We start from the raw sequence: 15,922 nt of genomic DNA on the forward strand, positions 1-15,922 counted from the left end.
GCCTCCGGCCCATGCGCCTCGCGCCCGCCTCCCACGCCGCCCTCGTCAATCCCGTCGCCGGGGTGTCGACGCTCGACGAGGTGCTGACCCACAACGCCCAGCGCGATCCGGACGGGCTGGCGCTGGTGGACGCGCGGCTGCCGTTCGAGGGCACATGGCGCGAGACCGACCGGGCGGTCTCCGCGCTCGCGGCCGCCTTCGCCGGCTGGCGGCTGAAGCCCGACGCGGTGGTGGGCGTGCAGCTTGGCTCGTCGTTCGAATCCGCGCTCGTCTGCCTGGCGCTGTGGCGGGCCGGGCTGACGGCGGCGCTGCTGCCGCTCGCCTGGCGGCGGCGGGAAATCACGGCGGCCCTCGCCGCCGTGGGCGCGGAGGCGGTGGTGGTCCGCACCCAAGCGGCCGGCGGGCGCCCGGCGGAATCAGTCTGCGAGGCGGCGGTCGATCTGGAGCGGCTGCGGTTCATCGGCGTGTTCGGCGCGGACGAGCCTGACGGCGCCACGCCGCTCGACGAGGTCCTGGAGCAGCACGCCGGACGTTTCGCGCGCGCCGACCGCCCCATGGACGCGGCCGACCATGTGGCCGTCATCACCTTCGACGCCGGCGCGGTCCCCGTGCCTCGCAGCCACAACGAGCTGGTGGCGCTCGGCCTTGCGCCCGTGCTGGCCGCCAGGCTCACAGGCGCCGACCGGCTGTTCTCCACGCTCGATTTCGCCGGCCTGCCCGGTCTCGCCTGCGGCTTCACGCCGTGGATCGTGACGCGCTGCGCCGCCGCCTTCCACCAGCCGTCGAGCACCGAAGCCTTCGCCGAGGCCGCGCGGCGGCTGCAGGCGACGCTGCTGGTCGCGCCCGGCGCCGCCCTTCCCCGTCTCGTGAAGGATGGCGCGCTGAAGGGCGTGACGCTGACCGCCGCGATCGCCGCATGGCGCGCCCCCGACCCGCGCTCGAGCGCGGCGCAGCCGGCGGCGGCCGCGCCTTTGTTCGTGGACGCGATCGCCTTCGGCGAGCTCGGCCTCGTGGCGACGGAGCGCCCGGGCCACGGCCGCCCCGCGCCGCTCGCGCTCGGCGCCATAGCCCCTGAAGGGCTCGACGCGCTGATCGAGACCAGGGTCGCCGAGGACGGCCGGCTTGGCGTGCGCGGCCCCGCCTGCCCCTCCGCGGCCTTTCCGGTGGAGACGGGCTCCGCGCTCGCCTTCGGCGCCGAGGGCTGGCTCGACACCGGCCTTGTGGGGCTCGCGGATCACGCCGCCGGCCGCCTCGCGCTCGGCGGCCGGCGCGGCGTGCTGCAGGCGGGCGGGCTGTCGGTGCTGAAGGCGGAGGCCCAGCGCGCGCTGGCCGCCGTGGGCCTGACCGGCGCGCTCGACGCCCAGAGCGACGCGGACCTCGGGTCCCGGCTGCGGCTCACCCTGCATGCGCCCTCGGAGCGCGCCACGGACGTGGCCGCGCGCCTGGAGACGGAGGGCTTCGGCCCGGCCTTCACGCCGACGATCGCGGCCCCGGAGGCCTCGCGCGGAGCGGCCTGACGCCGCGCGGGTTTCGGCGGGGGCCCGGCGCCCTTATATGGGCGGGACACACATCCCCTTTCGGAGCGCCGAACCGCCGTGGCCCAGCCGCTCGTCATCGACCTTTACGCCGATCCCGTCTGTCCCTGGTGCTGGCTCGGCAAGCGCCGGCTGGAGGCCGCCCTCGCCGCGCGGCCCGACGTGGAGGCGACGCTCCGCGTGCAGCCGTTCCTGCTCGATCCCTCCACGCCGCCGGAGGGGTTCGAGCGCGCGGCGTATCTTGAAGCCAAGTTCGAGGACCCAGAGCGCCTGCGCGCCGCGCAGGACCAGTTGACGGCGCTTGGCCGCGACGAGGGCATCGCCTACCTGTTCGCCGAGATCGAGCGCTATCCGAGCACGGTGGACGCCCATCGGGCGCTGCTGTGGGCGGCGGAGGAAGGCCCGCTGGCGCAGAGCGCGCTGCTGGAGCGGCTGTTCGAGGCCTATTTCACCGAAGGCGAGGACATCTCCGACCACGCGGTGATCGGCCGCGCGGCGGAGGACGCAGGGCTTGACGCCGACACGCTGCTGGAGCGGCTGGAGACCGACGACGACGTGGACATGGTCCGCGACGCCGCCGAGAGGGCGCGGGCCATCGGCGTCACCGGCGTGCCCTGCTTCATCTTCCAGGAAAAGCTGGTGGTGATGGGCGCGCACCCGCCGGAGGTGCTGGTGGAGGCCATCGACCGCGCGCTCGGCGACGAGGACGACGCGGAGGCGTGAGCCCCGCCTCCGCGCGCCGGTGTCTTACGGGAACAGCGCGAGCTGGCCGAGACCTTCGGTCTCGTCGAAGCCGGCGACGAGGTTCATGTTCTGCACCGCCTGCCCCGAAGCGCCCTTGACCAGATTGTCGAGGGTGGAGAGCACGATGGCGCGATCGGGGCGCCGGTCGGGCGCCACGCCGAGCTGGACCCGGTTGGAGCCGCGCACATGGCGCGACTGGGGCGCGCGGCCGAACGGCAGCACGGAGACGAACGGCTCGCCGCCATAGGTCTTGGCGAGCGTGGCGTGCAGGTCCTCCGCCGTCGCGCCGCCCGCGAGCGTCACCGTGATGGTGGCGTAGATGCCCCGGTTCTGGGGCAGCAGCAGCGGCGTGAAGGTGGCGCGCGCCGGCTTGCCCGCCGCCCGGTCGAACTCCTGATCGAGCTCGGCGGTGTGGCGGTGGCGGCCGACGCCGTAAGCGTGCGTCCCTTCCGAGACCTCGGAGAACAGCATCTCCTCCTTGGCCGCGCGGCCGGCGCCGGACATGCCGGTGGCGGACACCACCACGATCCCGTCCGGGTCGATCTGCCCGGCGCGCAGCAGCGGGACCAGCGGCAGGATGGAGGTGGTGGAGTGGCAGCCGGGATTGGCCACCAGCCGCGCCGCCCTGATCGCCTCGCGGTTCAGCTCCACGAGGCCGAACGCCGCCTCCTCCTGCAGCTTCAGCGCCTGATGGGCGTGGCCGTACCACTCGGCGTAGGCGGCGGGGTCCTGCAGCCGGAAGTCGGCCGAAAGGTCGACCACCTTCAGCGACGGTTTCCGCGCGAACAGGTCGGCGATCACGGTCTGGGTGGTGCCGTGGGGCAGCGCGCAGAACACCAGATCGACCGCGTCGAGGTCGACCTCGGCGATGGTGACGAGCTTCGGCAGGTCGAGCCCGTAGAACTGGGGGAACACGTCGGCCATGGACTGCCCGGCCTTGCGGTCCGCGGTCAGCGCCCGGATCGCCACGCGCGGGTGGCGCAGCAGCAGGCGCACGAGCTCCGAGCCCGTGTAGCCGGAGGCGCCGAGAATCGCGACGTTGAGCGGGGCGGTCATCGTTCAGTCCTTCAGGTCGGTCGGGCGCAGGGCCAAGGCCCTGCGCGGAAAGCCATAGCGCCTTGGCGATACGCTGTCCCAGGCGTCAGTTTCGTGACGGCGTGTTTCGACGCCCTCAGATCTCCACCACCACCCGGCCGCGCACCTTGCCTTCGACGATGCTCTTCGCCGTGTCGACGATGTCGCCGAACCCGATGACGCGGGTGATGGCCTTCAGCTTCTCGCGGTCGAGGTCCTGCGCGAGGCGGGCCCAGGCCTCGATCCGCAGCGGCTTCGGCACCGTGACGCTGTTGATGCCGAGCAGCGACACGCCGCGCAGGATGAACGGCGCGACGGAGGCCGGCAGGTCCATGCCGGCGGCGAGGCCGCAGGCGGCCACCGCGCCGCCGGATTTGGTCTGCGCCAGCACGTTCGCGAGCGGCACCGAGCCCACGCTGTCCACGGCGCCCGCCCAGATCTCCTTCTGCAGCGGCTTGCCCGGATGGCGCAGCTCCTCGCGCGGCAGGATGCGGGCCGCGCCGAGATCGCGCAGATAGCCCGCCTCCTCCTCGCGGCCGGTGGAGGCCACCACCTCGTAGCCGAGCTTGGCCAGCAGCGCGACGGCGACCGAGCCCACGCCGCCCGCCGCGCCGGTGACGATCACCGGGCCGGACGCCGGCAGCACGCCGTGCCGCTCCAGCGCCATCACGCAGAGCATGGCGGTGTAGCCGGCGGTGCCCACCGCCATGGATTCGGCCGGGGTCAGCCCCTCCGGCAGCGGCACGAGATATTCGGCCGGCACCCGCGCGATCTCGGCGTAGCCGCCGAGATGGGTCTCGCCCACGCCCCAGCCGTTCAGCACCACCTTGTCGCCGGGGGCGAATTCAGGACTGTCCGAGGCGATCACCTCGCCCGCGAAATCGATGCCGGGGATCATGGGAAAGCGCCGCACCACAGGCGACTTGCCGGTGATGGCGAGGCCGTCCTTGTAGTTCACGGTGGAGTGCGACACCCGCACCGTCACGTCGCCGGGCATCAGGTCCGCCTCGTCGAAATCGACGGTGGAGATCGTCTGCCCCGCGTCGCCCTTGTCGATGCGCAGCGCCTTGAAGGTGGACATGACGGCTCCTCGTGCGGGAAATCTGTGGCTTCGCGTAGATAGAGGGGCGGCGGCGGTTCGTCACCCCGCGCGCCCCGAACTCATTCGGCCGGCGCCAGCGCGCCCCGCGCCACCGGCCGCTCGCGGATCGGGAGATTCACCAGCCCGGACATGAGGCTGAGTCCGATCGCGATCCACCACACCACGTCGTAGCTGCCGTCGCGCTCGAACAGCAGGCCGCCGAGCCAGACGCCGAAGAACGAGCCTACCTGGTGGGAGAAGAACACGAAGCCGTAGAGCATGGTCAGGTAGCGCACGCCGAAAAGGGTGGCGACGATGCCGGAGGTGGGCGGCACGGTGGAGAGCCACAGCAGCCCGATGCCGGCGCCGAACAGAAGCGAGCTCGCGGGCGTCACCGGCAGCAGCACGAAGGCCGCGATCAGGCCGGCGCGGGCGAAATAGATCGCGGAGAGCAGCAGGCGCTTCGGCATCCGCCCCATGAGCACGCCCGAGGCCAGCGAGCCGACGATGTTGGCGAGCCCGATCAGCGCCAGCGTCCAGCCTCCCACCGCCGCCGGCACGCCCTTGTCCAGCAGGTAGGGCGGCAGATGGGCGGTGATGAAGGCGAGATGGAAGCCGCAGGTGAAGAAGCCCGTCACCAGCAGCCAGTAGCTTGGGGTGGAGAAGGCTTCCCGGAGCGCGCCGAGCACGGTGTCCGGCCCGTCGGCGCGGCTCGCCCCGGCCGCGTCGGAGCGCGGGGTGGCGAGCGCCAGCGACAGCGGGACCACCAGCAGCATTAGGGCGGCGAAGACGAGCACGGTCGCCTCCCAGCCGTAGCCCCGCACCAGCGCCGAGGCGAAGGGCGAGAACACGAACTGCCCGAACGACCCCGCCGCCGTGCCGAGCCCGAAGCCGATGTTGCGCCACTCGGCCGGCAGCAGCTTGCCGAAGGCGCCCAGCACCAGAGAGAACGAGGCGCCCGCCAGTCCAAAGCCGATCAGCGCGCCGGCGCTTAAGTGCATGGCGAGCGGATCGGTGGAGAACGGCATCAGCGCGAGGCCCGCCGCATAAAGCAGGCCGCCCGCCATCAGCACCCGCGTCGCGCCGAACCGGTCGGCGATCGCGCCCGCGAACGGCTGGCCCACGCCCCACAGCAGGTTCTGGATGGCGAAGGACATGGCGAACACGTCCCGGCCCCAGCCGTGGCTGTCCGAGATCGGCGTCAGCAGCAGGCCCACCGCCGAGCGCGGCCCGAAGGTCAGCGCCGCGATGGCGCAGCCGCACAGGATGACGATCAGCGGCGACCGGACGGAGGAGGACATGGCGCGGCCCTGCGGCGGGGGAGAAGACGGAGCGGCACCCTACGCCCGACGGTCGCTCCAGCCTCATGAAACTCCATGATGCGAACGATCGCGGCCGCTGATGGCGCGGCGCGGAGGCTCTTACGATCCTGATGGGATCGGACCTTAACGCGCGTCGTCATGCCCGCCATTCGGCGGGCATGACGCGAGGTGTTTCGCGCGCCTCCCGTTCCCCGCCGAAGGCTCACGCCTTCTTCAGGAACTCCGTCCGGAGCACCAGCCCCTTCATCTTAGGCGCGTTGCATTCGATCTCGGCCGGATCGCCGGTGAGGCGGATGCCCTTGATCAGCGTGCCGCGCTTCAGCACCGCGGAGGTGCCCTTGACCTTGAGGTCCTTGATCACCGTGACGGAGTCGCCGTCCGCCAGCAGGGCGCCGTTGCTGTCCCGAACCTCATCCATGACGCATTCTCCGAGTCGCTGACGTTAAATAGCCAGCGCCTTCTCGAACACGGTCAGGCCCGTAAGGCAATCCTCCATGGCGCGCCGGGCGCGCGGGCGCGGGCAATCAAGCGCTTTCGCCACCGTCTCCAGCCGGTGGTTCGGCAGGTCCTTCACCCGCGACTGGGCGAAGCGCATGGCGCACACCGTCTCGGCCGGGGCGGTGAGCCCCGCCCGCTCCGCCTCCGCCAGCAGGAAGGCGTGGTCGAACGGGATGTTGTAGGCCACCAGCGGCGCCGGTCCGACGAAGACGAAGAACCGCTCCAGCGCGTCCTTCGGCTCGGGCGCGTCCACGAAGGCGGCGTCGTCGAGGCCGGTCATGGCGCGCACGAAGGCTGGAATCGCCCGGTCCGGCTTCATCAGCGTCTGGAAGGTCGCGAGTTCGCCGCTGGCGCGATCGAAGCGGAGCGCGGCGATCTCGATCACCCGGTCCCGTTTCGGCGTCAGGCCGGTGGTCTCGAGGTCGAAGAAGACATAGGGCGTCTCGCCGGCGGCGATGCGTTCCAGGGGCGTCGACATGTGATTCCGTCATTTCCGCGCGTCCTGAAAGGGTTAACACCCCCGTCCACCGCTTGCGCAACCTCAAACGCCGATGGGGCCGCTTTTCCCCAAGCGCCGGCCGTGGCATAGGCTCCCCCCATGTCGCACAACACCTTCGGCCACCTGTTCCGCGTCACCACCTTCGGCGAAAGCCACGGCCCCGCCATCGGCGCGGTGGTGGACGGGTGTCCGCCGCGCCTGACCTTCCGGCGCGAGGACGTTCAGGCCGCGCTCGACCGGCGGCGGCCGGGCCAGTCCCGCTTCACCACCCAGCGGCGCGAGCCGGACGAGGTGGAGATCCTGTCGGGCGTGATCGACGACGGCGCGGGCCTCCTCACCACCACCGGCACGCCGATCGGGCTGCTGATCCGCAACGTGGACCAGCGCTCCAAGGACTACGCCAACATCGCCCAGAGCTACCGGCCGGGCCACGCCGACATCGCCTACGACCTGAAATACGGGGTGCGCGACCATCGCGGCGGCGGCCGCTCCTCCGCGCGCGAGACCGCCATGCGGGTGGCGGCGGGCGCCATCGCCCAGCTCGTCATCCCGGACGTGGTCATCCGCGGCGCGCTGGTGGCCATGGGCGAGATCGAGATCGACCGCGCCCGCTGGGACTGGGACGAGGTGGACCGCAACCCGTTCTTCTGCCCCGACCCGGTCGCGGCGAAGGAGATGGAGGCCTATCTGGACGGGATCCGCAAGGCGGGCTCCTCCATCGGCGCGGTGATCGAGGTTGTGGCGGAGAACGTGCCGGCCGGGCTCGGCGCGCCGATCTACGGCAAGCTCGACGGCGATCTCGCCGCCGCGCTCATGAGCATCAACGCGGTCAAGGGCGTGGAGATCGGCGCCGGTTTCGCCGTCGCGCGGCTGACCGGCGAGGAGAACGCCGACGAAATCCGCGCCGGCGCCGACGGCCATCCGGAGTTCCTGTCCAACAAGGCCGGCGGCGTGCTGGGCGGCGTCTCCACCGGCCAGCCGGTGGTGGCGCGCTTCGCGGTTAAGCCGACCTCGTCGATCCTGACGCCGCGCCGCTCCATCGATGCGACCGGCGCCGAGGTGGAGGTCTCCACCAAGGGCCGCCACGACCCCTGCGTCGGCATCCGCGCGGTGCCGGTGGGCGAGGCCATGATGGCCTGCGTGCTCGCCGACCACCTGCTGCGCCACCGCGGCCAGAACGGCTGAGGGGTTTTCTCTCGCACGTTCAGGGTACGGGCTCGTCAGAGCAGGCTCGGCGTCAGTCGGTCATATCCGTCATGCCCGGCGAAGCCGGGTATGACGGCGGTGTCGAAGCGCTCAGCCCTTCGCCAGCCGGTCGAAGGCCATCAGCCGTTCCAGCAGCGCCGGCATCTCCTTCAGCGGCACCATGTTGGGGCCGTCGGAGGGGGCGTGGTCCGGGTCGGGGTGGGTCTCGATGAACACGCCCGCCACGCCGACCGCCACCGCCGCCCGCGCCAGCACGGGAACGAACTCACGCTGCCCGCCGGAGGACGTGCCCTGCCCGCCCGGCTGCTGCACCGAATGGGTGGCGTCGAAGATCACCGGCGCGCCGGTCTTGGCCATCTCCGGCAGCGCGCGCATGTCGGAGACCAGCGTGTTGTAGCCGAAGGACGCGCCGCGCTCGGTCAGCAGCACGTTCGGGTTGCCGGCGCCGGTGAGCTTGGCCACCACGTTCTTCATGTCCCAGGGCGCCAGGAACTGGCCCTTCTTCACGTTCACCGCGCGGCCCGTGGCGGCCGCCGCCAGCAGCAGGTCGGTCTGGCGGCACAGGAAGGCCGGGATCTGCAGCACGTCCACCGCTTCGGCCACCGGAGCGCATTGATGGGCGTCGTGGACGTCGGTCAGCGTCGGCAGGCCGAGGCTGTCCCGGATCTCCGCGAACACCGGCAGCGCGGCCTCCAGCCCCATGCCGCGCTGGGCGGCGGCGCTGGTGCGGTTGGCCTTGTCGAACGAGGTCTTGAACACGAGCCCGATGCCGAGCTTGGCCGTGATCTCCTTCAGCGCCGAGGCCACCTCCAGCGCGTGCTCCCGGCTCTCCATCTGGCAGGGGCCGGCGATCAGCGCCAGCGGCAGGTCGTTGCCGAAGCGGACGGAGCCGACCTCGACGACGGCGGCGGGACGGGTCTCTGCGGGTGTGGTCATGGTGGTTCTTCGCAAAACGCGCCGTCATGCCCGGCGATCCGCCGGGCATCCACGACTTGGGGCGTAGCGCTCGGCGTCGAAGGCGTGGCCGCCCGCGACAGGCGCGGGCAGGACGCCGAGCATGTGATCCGCGTCGGCTTAGCAGCCCGGGGCTCAGGCTTCCAGCAGCAGCGTCAGGCCCGACAGGCGCTCCGGCGCGATGACGGCGGCGGACGGCGCGGAGAGCCGCAGCGCGGAGAGCTTGAGCTCCGGCCCCGTTTTCACATCCTGTCCCGTGCGGCGGTGAAAGGCCTCCGCCGTCAGCACCTCGATCGCGCCGCGCGGGGTCTCGAAGGCGAGGCCCGACGACGTGGCGCGGAAGGCGTCGATGCCGGTGAAGGCGCGCAGGAAGACGTGATGATCGGACGGGTTCTCCGCCGTCAGGATCACGCCTTTGACCTCTCCGCCGCCGTTGGCGTGCGCCTGCGCCTCCGCGCTCCAGAAGTTCTCCGGCCGCTTCTGCTCGCAGGCGAAGAAGCAGAGGTCCGGCGAGGCGGCGTCCACCGCGAAGGCGAGCTCGAACGCCACGTCGACGGCCGCGCCGTCCGCCCGGACGCCCTGGCGCTCGAAGAAGAACGGCGCGAAATCGCCGATCCCGGCGCGGGCGAAGGCTTCTGCGTCCGCGACCGCGTTGCGGCTTTCGAGCACGAGGCCGGACGGCCCCTCGCCCACGCGCGCCAGCCGGTCGCGATGGAACGCGGCGAAGGAGAAGAAGCGCGGCCCATGCTCCGAGACCAGCGCCCGATCGGCGATCGCCAGCAGCTCCACGAAGACGCCGGGAAACTGGATGATCCGGTTCTTCGTGCCGAAGGGGTGGTGGTTCTCGCGCCCGACCCGGAAGCCGAGCGCGCCCCACGCCTCGGCCGCCGCGTCCAGATCGCGGACCAGGACGACGATGTGATCGAGCCCGCGCGGCGAGGCCACGCCGTCAGATCCCGAGCTTGCGCTTCAGGATGTCGTTCACCGCCTGTGGGTTGGCCTTGCCGCCGGAGGCCTTCATCACCTGCCCCACGAACCAGCCGATCAGCGTGGGCTTGGCCTTGGCCTGCTCCACCTTGTCGGGGTTGGCGGCGATGACCTGGTCGCAGACCGTCTCGATCGCGCCGGTGTCGGTGACTTGGCGGAGGCCGCGGCTCTCCACCAGCTCGCGCGGATCGCCGCCCTCGGTCCAGAGGATTTCGAACAGGTCCTTGGCGATCTTGCCGGAGATGACGTTCTCCGAGATCAGGCCGATCAGCCCGCCGAGCTGGGCGGCGGAGACCGGGCTGCGCTCGATGCCGAGGCCTTCCTTGTTCAGCCGGCCGAACAGCTCGTTGATGGTCCAGTTGGCGGCGAGCTTGGGATCGCCCGCGGCCGCCACCGCCTCGAAGAAGTCCGCGCTCTCCCGCTCCAGCGTCAGCACCATGGCGTCGTAGGCCGTGACGCCGTAGTCGCTCACGAAGCGGGCCTTCTTGGCGTCCGGCAGTTCGGGCAGCGCGGCCTTCAGCTCGTCCACCTCCGCCTGCTCCACGGTCAGCGGCAGCAGGTCCGGATCGGGGAAGTAGCGGTAGTCGTGCGCCTCCTCCTTGGAGCGCATGGCGCGGGTCTCGCCCTTGTTCGGGTCGAACAGGCGGGTCTCCTGATCGATCGTCCCGCCGTCCTCGATGATCCCGATCTGGCGCCGCGCCTCCACCTCGATCGCCTGGCCGATGAAGCGGATGGAGTTGACGTTCTTGATCTCGCAGCGGGTGCCGAGCGGCTCGCCGGGCCGGCGCACGGAAACGTTCACGTCCGCGCGCAGGTTGCCCTTGTCCATGTCGCCGTCGCAGGCGCCGATGTAGCGCAGGATGGTGCGCAGCTTGGTGACGTAGGCCTTGGCCTCGTCGGAGGAGCGCATGTCGGGCTTGGACACGATCTCCATCAGCGCCACGCCCGAACGGTTCAGGTCCACATAGGACGAGACGGGATCGAGGTCGTGGATCGACTTGCCGGCGTCCTGCTCGAGATGGATGCGCTCGACGCCGACCGTGATGGCCTCGCCCTCGCCCATGTCCACCGAGACCTCGCCCTCGCCCACGATCGGGCTCTTGAACTGGGAGATCTGGTAGCCCTGCGGCAGGTCCGGGTAGAAATAGTTCTTCCGGTCGAAGGTGGAGGTCAGGTTGATCGCCGCGTTGATGGCGAGGCCGGAGCGGATGGCCTGCCGCACGCATTCCCGGTTCAGCACCGGCAGCATGCCCGGCATGGCGGCGTCCACCAGGCTCACGTGGCTGTTCGGCGGCGCGCCGAAGCCGGTGGAGGCGCCCGAGAACAGCTTGGCCTCGGAGGTCACCTGCGCGTGGATCTCCATGCCGATCACCACCTCCCAGTCGCCTGTGGCGCCGGAAATGAGCCGGGAGCTTGCGGGAAGGCGGGAGGGAGCGTTCATCGGGACGGCGCGGCCTTGGACAATCGAAGGGGGAGTCGTTCGGGAACGTTCCTAGACCTATGTTAACGTAGGTGACAACCGGTTAGCTTGAATGACAACTCCTTGTCCGCGCTCGAGAGGAGGCGCGCCATGAACGTCCGTCACGCCCCTGCGATCGACCACCACGCCGCCGAGCTTCAGCCCGGCATGGCCGTGCCGGTGGAGGCGTTTCTCGCCTGGCTCGACACGCAGGAAAGCAGGTTCGAGTACGACCGGGGGACCGTGGGCATGATGGTGAGGGTCACGCGGAACCACTCGGTGCTCGGAGCGCGGTTCGTCTATCTGCTGTCGGGCGCCCTCGATGGGCAGGCCTATGAGGTCCATGCCGAAGCCTTCGGCGTGCGCACGGGCGGCAGCATCCGCTTTCCGGACGTTCTGGTGCAGGCCCCCGAACCGGATGGAAGCGCGCTGGAGTCGAAGACGCCGCTCGTGATCGTCGAGGTGCTGTCGCCCTCCACCGCCTACGCCGACCATGTGGTGAAGCGGGACGAGTATCTCGCCCTGCCCTCGCTGCAGGCCTATGTGGTGGCGGACCCCAACGCGCCGAAGCTCACGCTGTGGGCGCGAGGGGCGGATGGGGAGTTCCCGCTCGCGCCGGTCGAGATCGAAGGGCTGGACGCGACGCTGCCACTGGACGGCCTCGGCGTCGCGCTGCCGCTGGCGGAGCTTTACCGCGGGATCAGCGACCCCCCCGGCGGGTGAAGCTCGATCAAAAAACAGGCGTCCTTCGCTGAGAGAACGAAATCGGCTGGCTGAAGCTTTTCTGCGCGCAGGGGTAGCCCGCCGGCATTGCGGGAAACCAGTCGGACGCCCGCCGGACGATCTTGACCGCTTCCCGATCGAAGGAGGCGCTTCCCGACGTTTCGGCGACCTCGGCGCGCAGCAGCTTGCCGGTTCGGTCGAGCGTGAAGCGCACGACCGTGCGCCCCCGTCCCCGGATCAGGTAAGCGCCGCCCGGCGGGCGCATGTGCATCATGATCATCCCGACGATCGTGCGGTGATACTTCTCGATGTCCCGCCGGGTCGGCTCCGGGGCTCCGCCGGTGTTCACGACATCGCCGCTGCATTTCGCCCAGCCCGGCCCGGCCGCCGTGGCGGGCGACGCCAGCAGGGACAGCGCGGCGAGGCCAAGCGCGAGGCGGCGAACGAGACGCATGGACGAACCTTGAGACCGAGAATCGCGAATGGCGCTCCGTCGATCGGCCCGCCCCCGCCGCGCACTGTGGCGCACGGACGGCGCCGACGCCAGCGCGACGGACGCGCCCGACGCAACCGGAAGGATCAGTCGCGATCGCCGCCCTTGGCCCGCTCCATCAGCCGCCGCTCATGGGCGATGAACTCGGTCATCATCGCCCGCCACAGCTTCTCCGCCAGATCGGGGTCGAGCCCGTGTTCGGCGGCGAGGTCGCGGGCGTTGTCGGCCACCTGCTCCACCCGCCAGGGCACCAGCGCGATCTCGGGATCGTTCTTGATGCGGGCGGCCTCGGCGATGCAGTGGGCGCGGGCCGCCATGAGCGGCATCAGCTCCGCGTCGAGCGCGTCGATCGCGGCGCGCACCTCGTCCATGGAGGCGTAGGCCGGGCGCTTAGGGAGGCTCACCACCAGCGCTCGGGCCGGAAGCCGCCGCCGGCCGCGTCCTCGATCACCGAGGCGGTGGCGAACAGCGTCTCCTCGTCGAACGGACGGCCGATGAGCTGCAGCGCCAGCGGCAGCCCGTCCGCCGACTTGCCCGCCGGCACGGCGAGGCCCGGCAGGCCGGCCATGTTCACCGTGACCGTGAACACGTCGTTGAGGTACATCTCCACCGGCGAGGCGTCGGCCTTGTCGCCGAGCCCGAAGGCCGCGGAGGGCGTCGCCGGCGTCAGGATGGCGTCCACGCCGTTGGCGAAGGCGGTCTCGAAGTCGCGCTTGATCAGGCTGCGCACCTTCTGGGCGCGGACGTAATAGGCGTCGTAGTAGCCGGCGGAGAGCACATAGGCGCCGATCATGATGCGGCGGCGCACCTCCGGGCCGAAGCCCGCGGCGCGGGTGTTCTCGTAAAGCTCGGTGATGTCGCGGCCGGGCACGCGGGCGCCGTAGCGCACGCCGTCGTAGCGGGCGAGGTTCGACGACGCTTCCGCCGGGGCCACGATGTAATAGGCCGGCAGCGCATATCGGGTGTGCGGCAGCGACACCTCCACCACCTCGGCGCCTGCGGCGCGCAGCCAGGCCGCGCCCTGCTCCCACAGCGCCTCGATCTCGGACGGCATGCCGTCGACGCGGTACTCCTTCGGCAGGCCGATCTTCAGCCCCTTCACCGAACGGCCGACGGCGGCCTCGAAGTCCGGCACCTCCCGGTCGGCCGAGGTGCTGTCGCGGGGGTCGTGGCCCGCCATGGCGCCGAGCAGGATGGCGGCGTCGCGCACGTCGCGGGCGATGGGTCCGGCCTGGTCCAGCGATGAGGCGTAGGCCACGATGCCCCAGCGCGAGCAGCGGCCATAGGTGGGCTTGATCCCGACCGTGCCGGTGAAGGCGGCCGGCTGGCGGATGGAGCCGCCGGTGTCGGTGGCGGTGGCGCCCAGGCACAGCGCGCCCGCGACCGCGGCGGAGGAGCCGCCGGACGAGCCGCCCGAGGTCAGCTTCGCGTCCGAGCCCGCGCGCCGCCACGGATTGACCGAGGCGCCGAAGCGCGAGGTCTCGTTGGACGAGCCCATGGCGAACTCGTCATTGTTCAGCTTGCCCAGCATCACCGCGCCGGCCCGCCGCATCTTCGCGGTGACGAAGGACTCGTAGGGCGGGACGAACTCGCCGAGGATGTTGGAGCAGGCGGTGGTGCGCACGCCTTCGGTGCAGAACAGGTCCTTCACGCCGAGCGGCAGGCCCTCCAGCGCGCCGGCCTCGCCGCGGCCGATGCGGGCGTCGGAGTCGGCGGCGCGGGCGAGCGCGATCTCGGGCGTCTCCAGCACATAGGCGTTCAAGGCCCGGCCGGCCTCCATGGCGGAGAGATAGGCCCCCGTCAGCTCGACGGCGGAAAAATCCTTCGCCGCCAGCTTCTTGCGGGCTTCGGCGAAGGTGAAATCGAGAAGGTCGGACATCGAAAGCCTGAGGTTCGGCGGATCAGCGGGCGGCGGAGGCGGCGGTCACTCGACGACCTTGGGCACGACGTAGAAGTCGCCTTCCCGCGCGGGCGCGTTCATCAGCACCTTTTCGGCGTCCTCGCCGTCGTTGACCATGTCCTCGCGCAGCCGCAGCCGCATGGGCGCGACGCTGGTCATGGGCTCCACGCCGTCCACGTCGAGCTCCTTCAGCTCCTCCACGAAGGCGAGGATGGCGTCGAGTTCGCCCTTGAGCTTCGGGACCTCGTGGTCCTCCACCTTGATGCGCGCCAGCTTGGCGACGCGGCGGACGGTGGTTTCGTCGACGGACATTTCGATCCTTCAAGCAACTCTGAGCATCAATCAAGCTTGATTGATGGCGCGCTCTAGCATGCGCCCGTCAGGGGCGACAAGAACTCACCAGCCCTGGACCGGCGTCACGGAGGCCTTGCGGGTCTGCTTGTCGAACAGGCAGGCCATGCGCTCCGGCGTTCCCTTCATGGCGCCGGACGCGACGCGGCCGTCCAGCAGCAGCGCCGAATGGGCCTCGAACTCGGCGGCGGGTCCGCGCGGCTTGACCTTCGCGAGGCCGGACGCGGCGGCGCAGGCTTTCGCCACCTCGGCGGCGTGCTCCCTCCAGGCGTCCGGCGAGGCCGCCTGAGCCATGCCTGAGCCGGCGATCAACGCGCCGAGCGCAGCTGCGGCGAGCGCCCTCATCCTTCGACCTCGAACGCCTCGCCGATCTTCGGAACCTTCACGGTGGTGCCGCGCACGCTGTCCATCAGCTCCACGAAGCGGTCGGCGCTCTGGTCCAGGATCGGCATGGTGGCGTAGTGGCACGGCACCACGAGGTCGAAATCGAAGAAGTGACGGCAGGCGTAGGCCGCGGTCTTGGCGCCCATGGTGAACCGGTCGCCGATCGGCACGAAGCCGACGGTCGGCGCGTAGAGCTCGTTGATCAGCTTCATGTCGCCGAAGATGCCGGTGTCGCCCATGGCGTAGACCACCGGCTCGTCCTCGCCGTCCGGCGTCACGATCAGGCCGTGCGGATCGCCGAGATCCACGGAGACGCCGTTCTCGTCGAGGTGAGCGGAGGAGTGGAAGGCCTGCGTCATGGTCACGCGGAAGCCCGGAAGCGGGATCGAGCCGCCGGTGTTCATGGGCTCGAGCGCTTTCACGCCCTTGGAGCCGATCCACATGGCGAGATCGAAATCGGCCACCACGGTGGCGCCGGACTCGGTCGCGATGGCGACGGTGTCGCCCACATGGTCGAAATGGCCGTGGGTGAGCAGGATGTGCGTCACGCCCTTCACGGCGGCCGCCTTGTCGCCCTTGAACTGGCCGTTGTCGAGGAAGGGGTCGATCAGCACGACGCTCGTTCCGAAATCGAGCCGGAAGGCGGAATGGCCGAACCAGGTGATGCGCATGGGGGCGTCGTCCTTGTGCGGTGTGATCAGGCGCCACGAGT

General features: G+C 70.9%; 18 protein-coding genes. 4 read left to right on the top strand and 14 right to left on the bottom strand.

The window, feature by feature from the left end; genetic code table 11:
* The first annotated feature begins 11 nt into the window (after positions 1-11).
* Positions 12-1,517: an AMP-binding protein gene (locus tag PKE85_RS05140; protein WP_271203699.1), complete on the top strand. Its 1,506-nt coding sequence runs from the start codon at positions 12-14 to the stop codon at positions 1,515-1,517.
* A 78-nt stretch (positions 1,518-1,595) separates the two neighbouring features.
* Entirely contained in the window at positions 1,596-2,258 is a 663-nt protein-coding gene (locus PKE85_RS05145) for a DsbA family oxidoreductase (protein ID WP_271203700.1), read from the top strand.
* Between the two features lie 24 nt (positions 2,259-2,282).
* Here the strand turns inward: PKE85_RS05145 and argC are convergent, their stop codons facing one another.
* The 5 genes from argC to PKE85_RS05170 all read right to left on the bottom strand — a co-directional run bounded on the left by argC (position 2,283) and on the right by PKE85_RS05170 (position 6,732).
* Positions 2,283-3,335 carry an N-acetyl-gamma-glutamyl-phosphate reductase gene (gene argC / locus PKE85_RS05150; RefSeq protein ID WP_271203701.1) on the bottom strand — a complete coding sequence of 351 codons (1,053 nt, stop codon included), beginning with the start codon at positions 3,333-3,335 and terminating at the stop codon, positions 2,283-2,285.
* Positions 3,336-3,450: 115 nt separating this feature from the next.
* Positions 3,451-4,434, bottom strand: a complete 984-nt coding sequence (acuI, locus tag PKE85_RS05155; RefSeq protein WP_271203702.1) for an acrylyl-CoA reductase (NADPH) — start codon at positions 4,432-4,434, stop codon at positions 3,451-3,453.
* A gap of 80 nt (positions 4,435-4,514) precedes the next feature.
* The gene (locus tag PKE85_RS05160; RefSeq protein WP_271203703.1) at positions 4,515-5,735 is read right to left on the bottom strand and encodes an MFS transporter; all 1,221 of its coding nucleotides are present in this window, start codon (positions 5,733-5,735) and stop codon (positions 4,515-4,517) included.
* A 223-nt stretch (positions 5,736-5,958) separates the two neighbouring features.
* Entirely contained in the window at positions 5,959-6,174 is a 216-nt protein-coding gene (locus PKE85_RS05165; protein ID WP_271203704.1) for an alkylphosphonate utilization protein, read from the bottom strand.
* 24 nt (positions 6,175-6,198) lie between these two features.
* On the bottom strand, positions 6,199-6,732 hold the full coding sequence (locus tag PKE85_RS05170) for a 3'-5' exonuclease (RefSeq protein ID WP_271203705.1): 534 nt from the start codon (positions 6,730-6,732) through the stop codon (positions 6,199-6,201).
* Positions 6,733-6,852: 120 nt separating this feature from the next.
* Here PKE85_RS05170 and aroC point away from each other — a divergent pair, with 120 nt between their 5' ends.
* The gene (gene aroC / locus PKE85_RS05175) at positions 6,853-7,938 is read left to right on the top strand and encodes a chorismate synthase (protein ID WP_271203706.1); all 1,086 of its coding nucleotides are present in this window, start codon (positions 6,853-6,855) and stop codon (positions 7,936-7,938) included.
* 111 nt (positions 7,939-8,049) lie between these two features.
* Here aroC and kdsA read toward each other — a convergent pair whose 3' ends face one another.
* The 3 genes from kdsA to gatB all read right to left on the bottom strand — a co-directional run bounded on the left by kdsA (position 8,050) and on the right by gatB (position 11,341).
* Entirely contained in the window at positions 8,050-8,895 is an 846-nt protein-coding gene (gene kdsA, locus PKE85_RS05180; RefSeq protein ID WP_271203707.1) for a 3-deoxy-8-phosphooctulonate synthase, read from the bottom strand.
* A 153-nt stretch (positions 8,896-9,048) separates the two neighbouring features.
* Positions 9,049-9,858: a VOC family protein gene (locus PKE85_RS05185; RefSeq protein ID WP_271203708.1), complete on the bottom strand. Its 810-nt coding sequence runs from the start codon at positions 9,856-9,858 to the stop codon at positions 9,049-9,051.
* A gap of 4 nt (positions 9,859-9,862) precedes the next feature.
* The gene (gene gatB / locus PKE85_RS05190; RefSeq protein ID WP_271203709.1) at positions 9,863-11,341 is read right to left on the bottom strand and encodes an Asp-tRNA(Asn)/Glu-tRNA(Gln) amidotransferase subunit GatB; all 1,479 of its coding nucleotides are present in this window, start codon (positions 11,339-11,341) and stop codon (positions 9,863-9,865) included.
* 129 nt (positions 11,342-11,470) lie between these two features.
* Between gatB and PKE85_RS05195 the strand changes: the two genes are divergently transcribed.
* Positions 11,471-12,082 (top strand): Uma2 family endonuclease, encoded by a 612-nt coding sequence (locus tag PKE85_RS05195; RefSeq protein WP_271203710.1) that lies wholly within the window; start codon positions 11,471-11,473, stop codon positions 12,080-12,082.
* Positions 12,083-12,089: 7 nt separating this feature from the next.
* On the opposite strand, the gene PKE85_RS05200 is transcribed toward PKE85_RS05195, so the two are convergent.
* The 6 genes from PKE85_RS05200 to PKE85_RS05225 form a co-directional block, all read right to left on the bottom strand.
* The gene (locus PKE85_RS05200) at positions 12,090-12,536 is read right to left on the bottom strand and encodes an energy transducer TonB (protein ID WP_271203711.1); all 447 of its coding nucleotides are present in this window, start codon (positions 12,534-12,536) and stop codon (positions 12,090-12,092) included.
* A gap of 125 nt (positions 12,537-12,661) precedes the next feature.
* Complete coding sequence (locus PKE85_RS05205) at positions 12,662-12,979, bottom strand: chorismate mutase (protein ID WP_271203712.1); 318 nt, start codon at positions 12,977-12,979, stop codon at positions 12,662-12,664.
* On the bottom strand, positions 12,976-14,454 hold the full coding sequence (gene gatA, locus PKE85_RS05210; protein WP_271203713.1) for an Asp-tRNA(Asn)/Glu-tRNA(Gln) amidotransferase subunit GatA: 1,479 nt from the start codon (positions 14,452-14,454) through the stop codon (positions 12,976-12,978). The genes PKE85_RS05205 and gatA overlap by 4 nt, the downstream gene beginning before the upstream one ends.
* A 45-nt stretch (positions 14,455-14,499) precedes the next feature.
* On the bottom strand, positions 14,500-14,787 hold the full coding sequence (gene gatC, locus PKE85_RS05215) for an Asp-tRNA(Asn)/Glu-tRNA(Gln) amidotransferase subunit GatC (RefSeq protein ID WP_271203714.1): 288 nt from the start codon (positions 14,785-14,787) through the stop codon (positions 14,500-14,502).
* 84 nt (positions 14,788-14,871) lie between these two features.
* Positions 14,872-15,171, bottom strand: a complete 300-nt coding sequence (locus tag PKE85_RS05220) for a hypothetical protein (protein WP_271203715.1) — start codon at positions 15,169-15,171, stop codon at positions 14,872-14,874.
* The gene (locus tag PKE85_RS05225; RefSeq protein ID WP_271203716.1) at positions 15,168-15,881 is read right to left on the bottom strand and encodes a metal-dependent hydrolase; all 714 of its coding nucleotides are present in this window, start codon (positions 15,879-15,881) and stop codon (positions 15,168-15,170) included. Before PKE85_RS05225 ends, PKE85_RS05220 begins: the two co-directional genes overlap by 4 nt.
* Positions 15,882-15,922: the final 41 nt, after the last annotated feature.

This window comes from Methylopila jiangsuensis (assembly GCF_027922305.1).
GTDB classification, from domain to species: Bacteria; Pseudomonadota; Alphaproteobacteria; order Rhizobiales; family Methylopilaceae; genus Methylopila; species Methylopila jiangsuensis.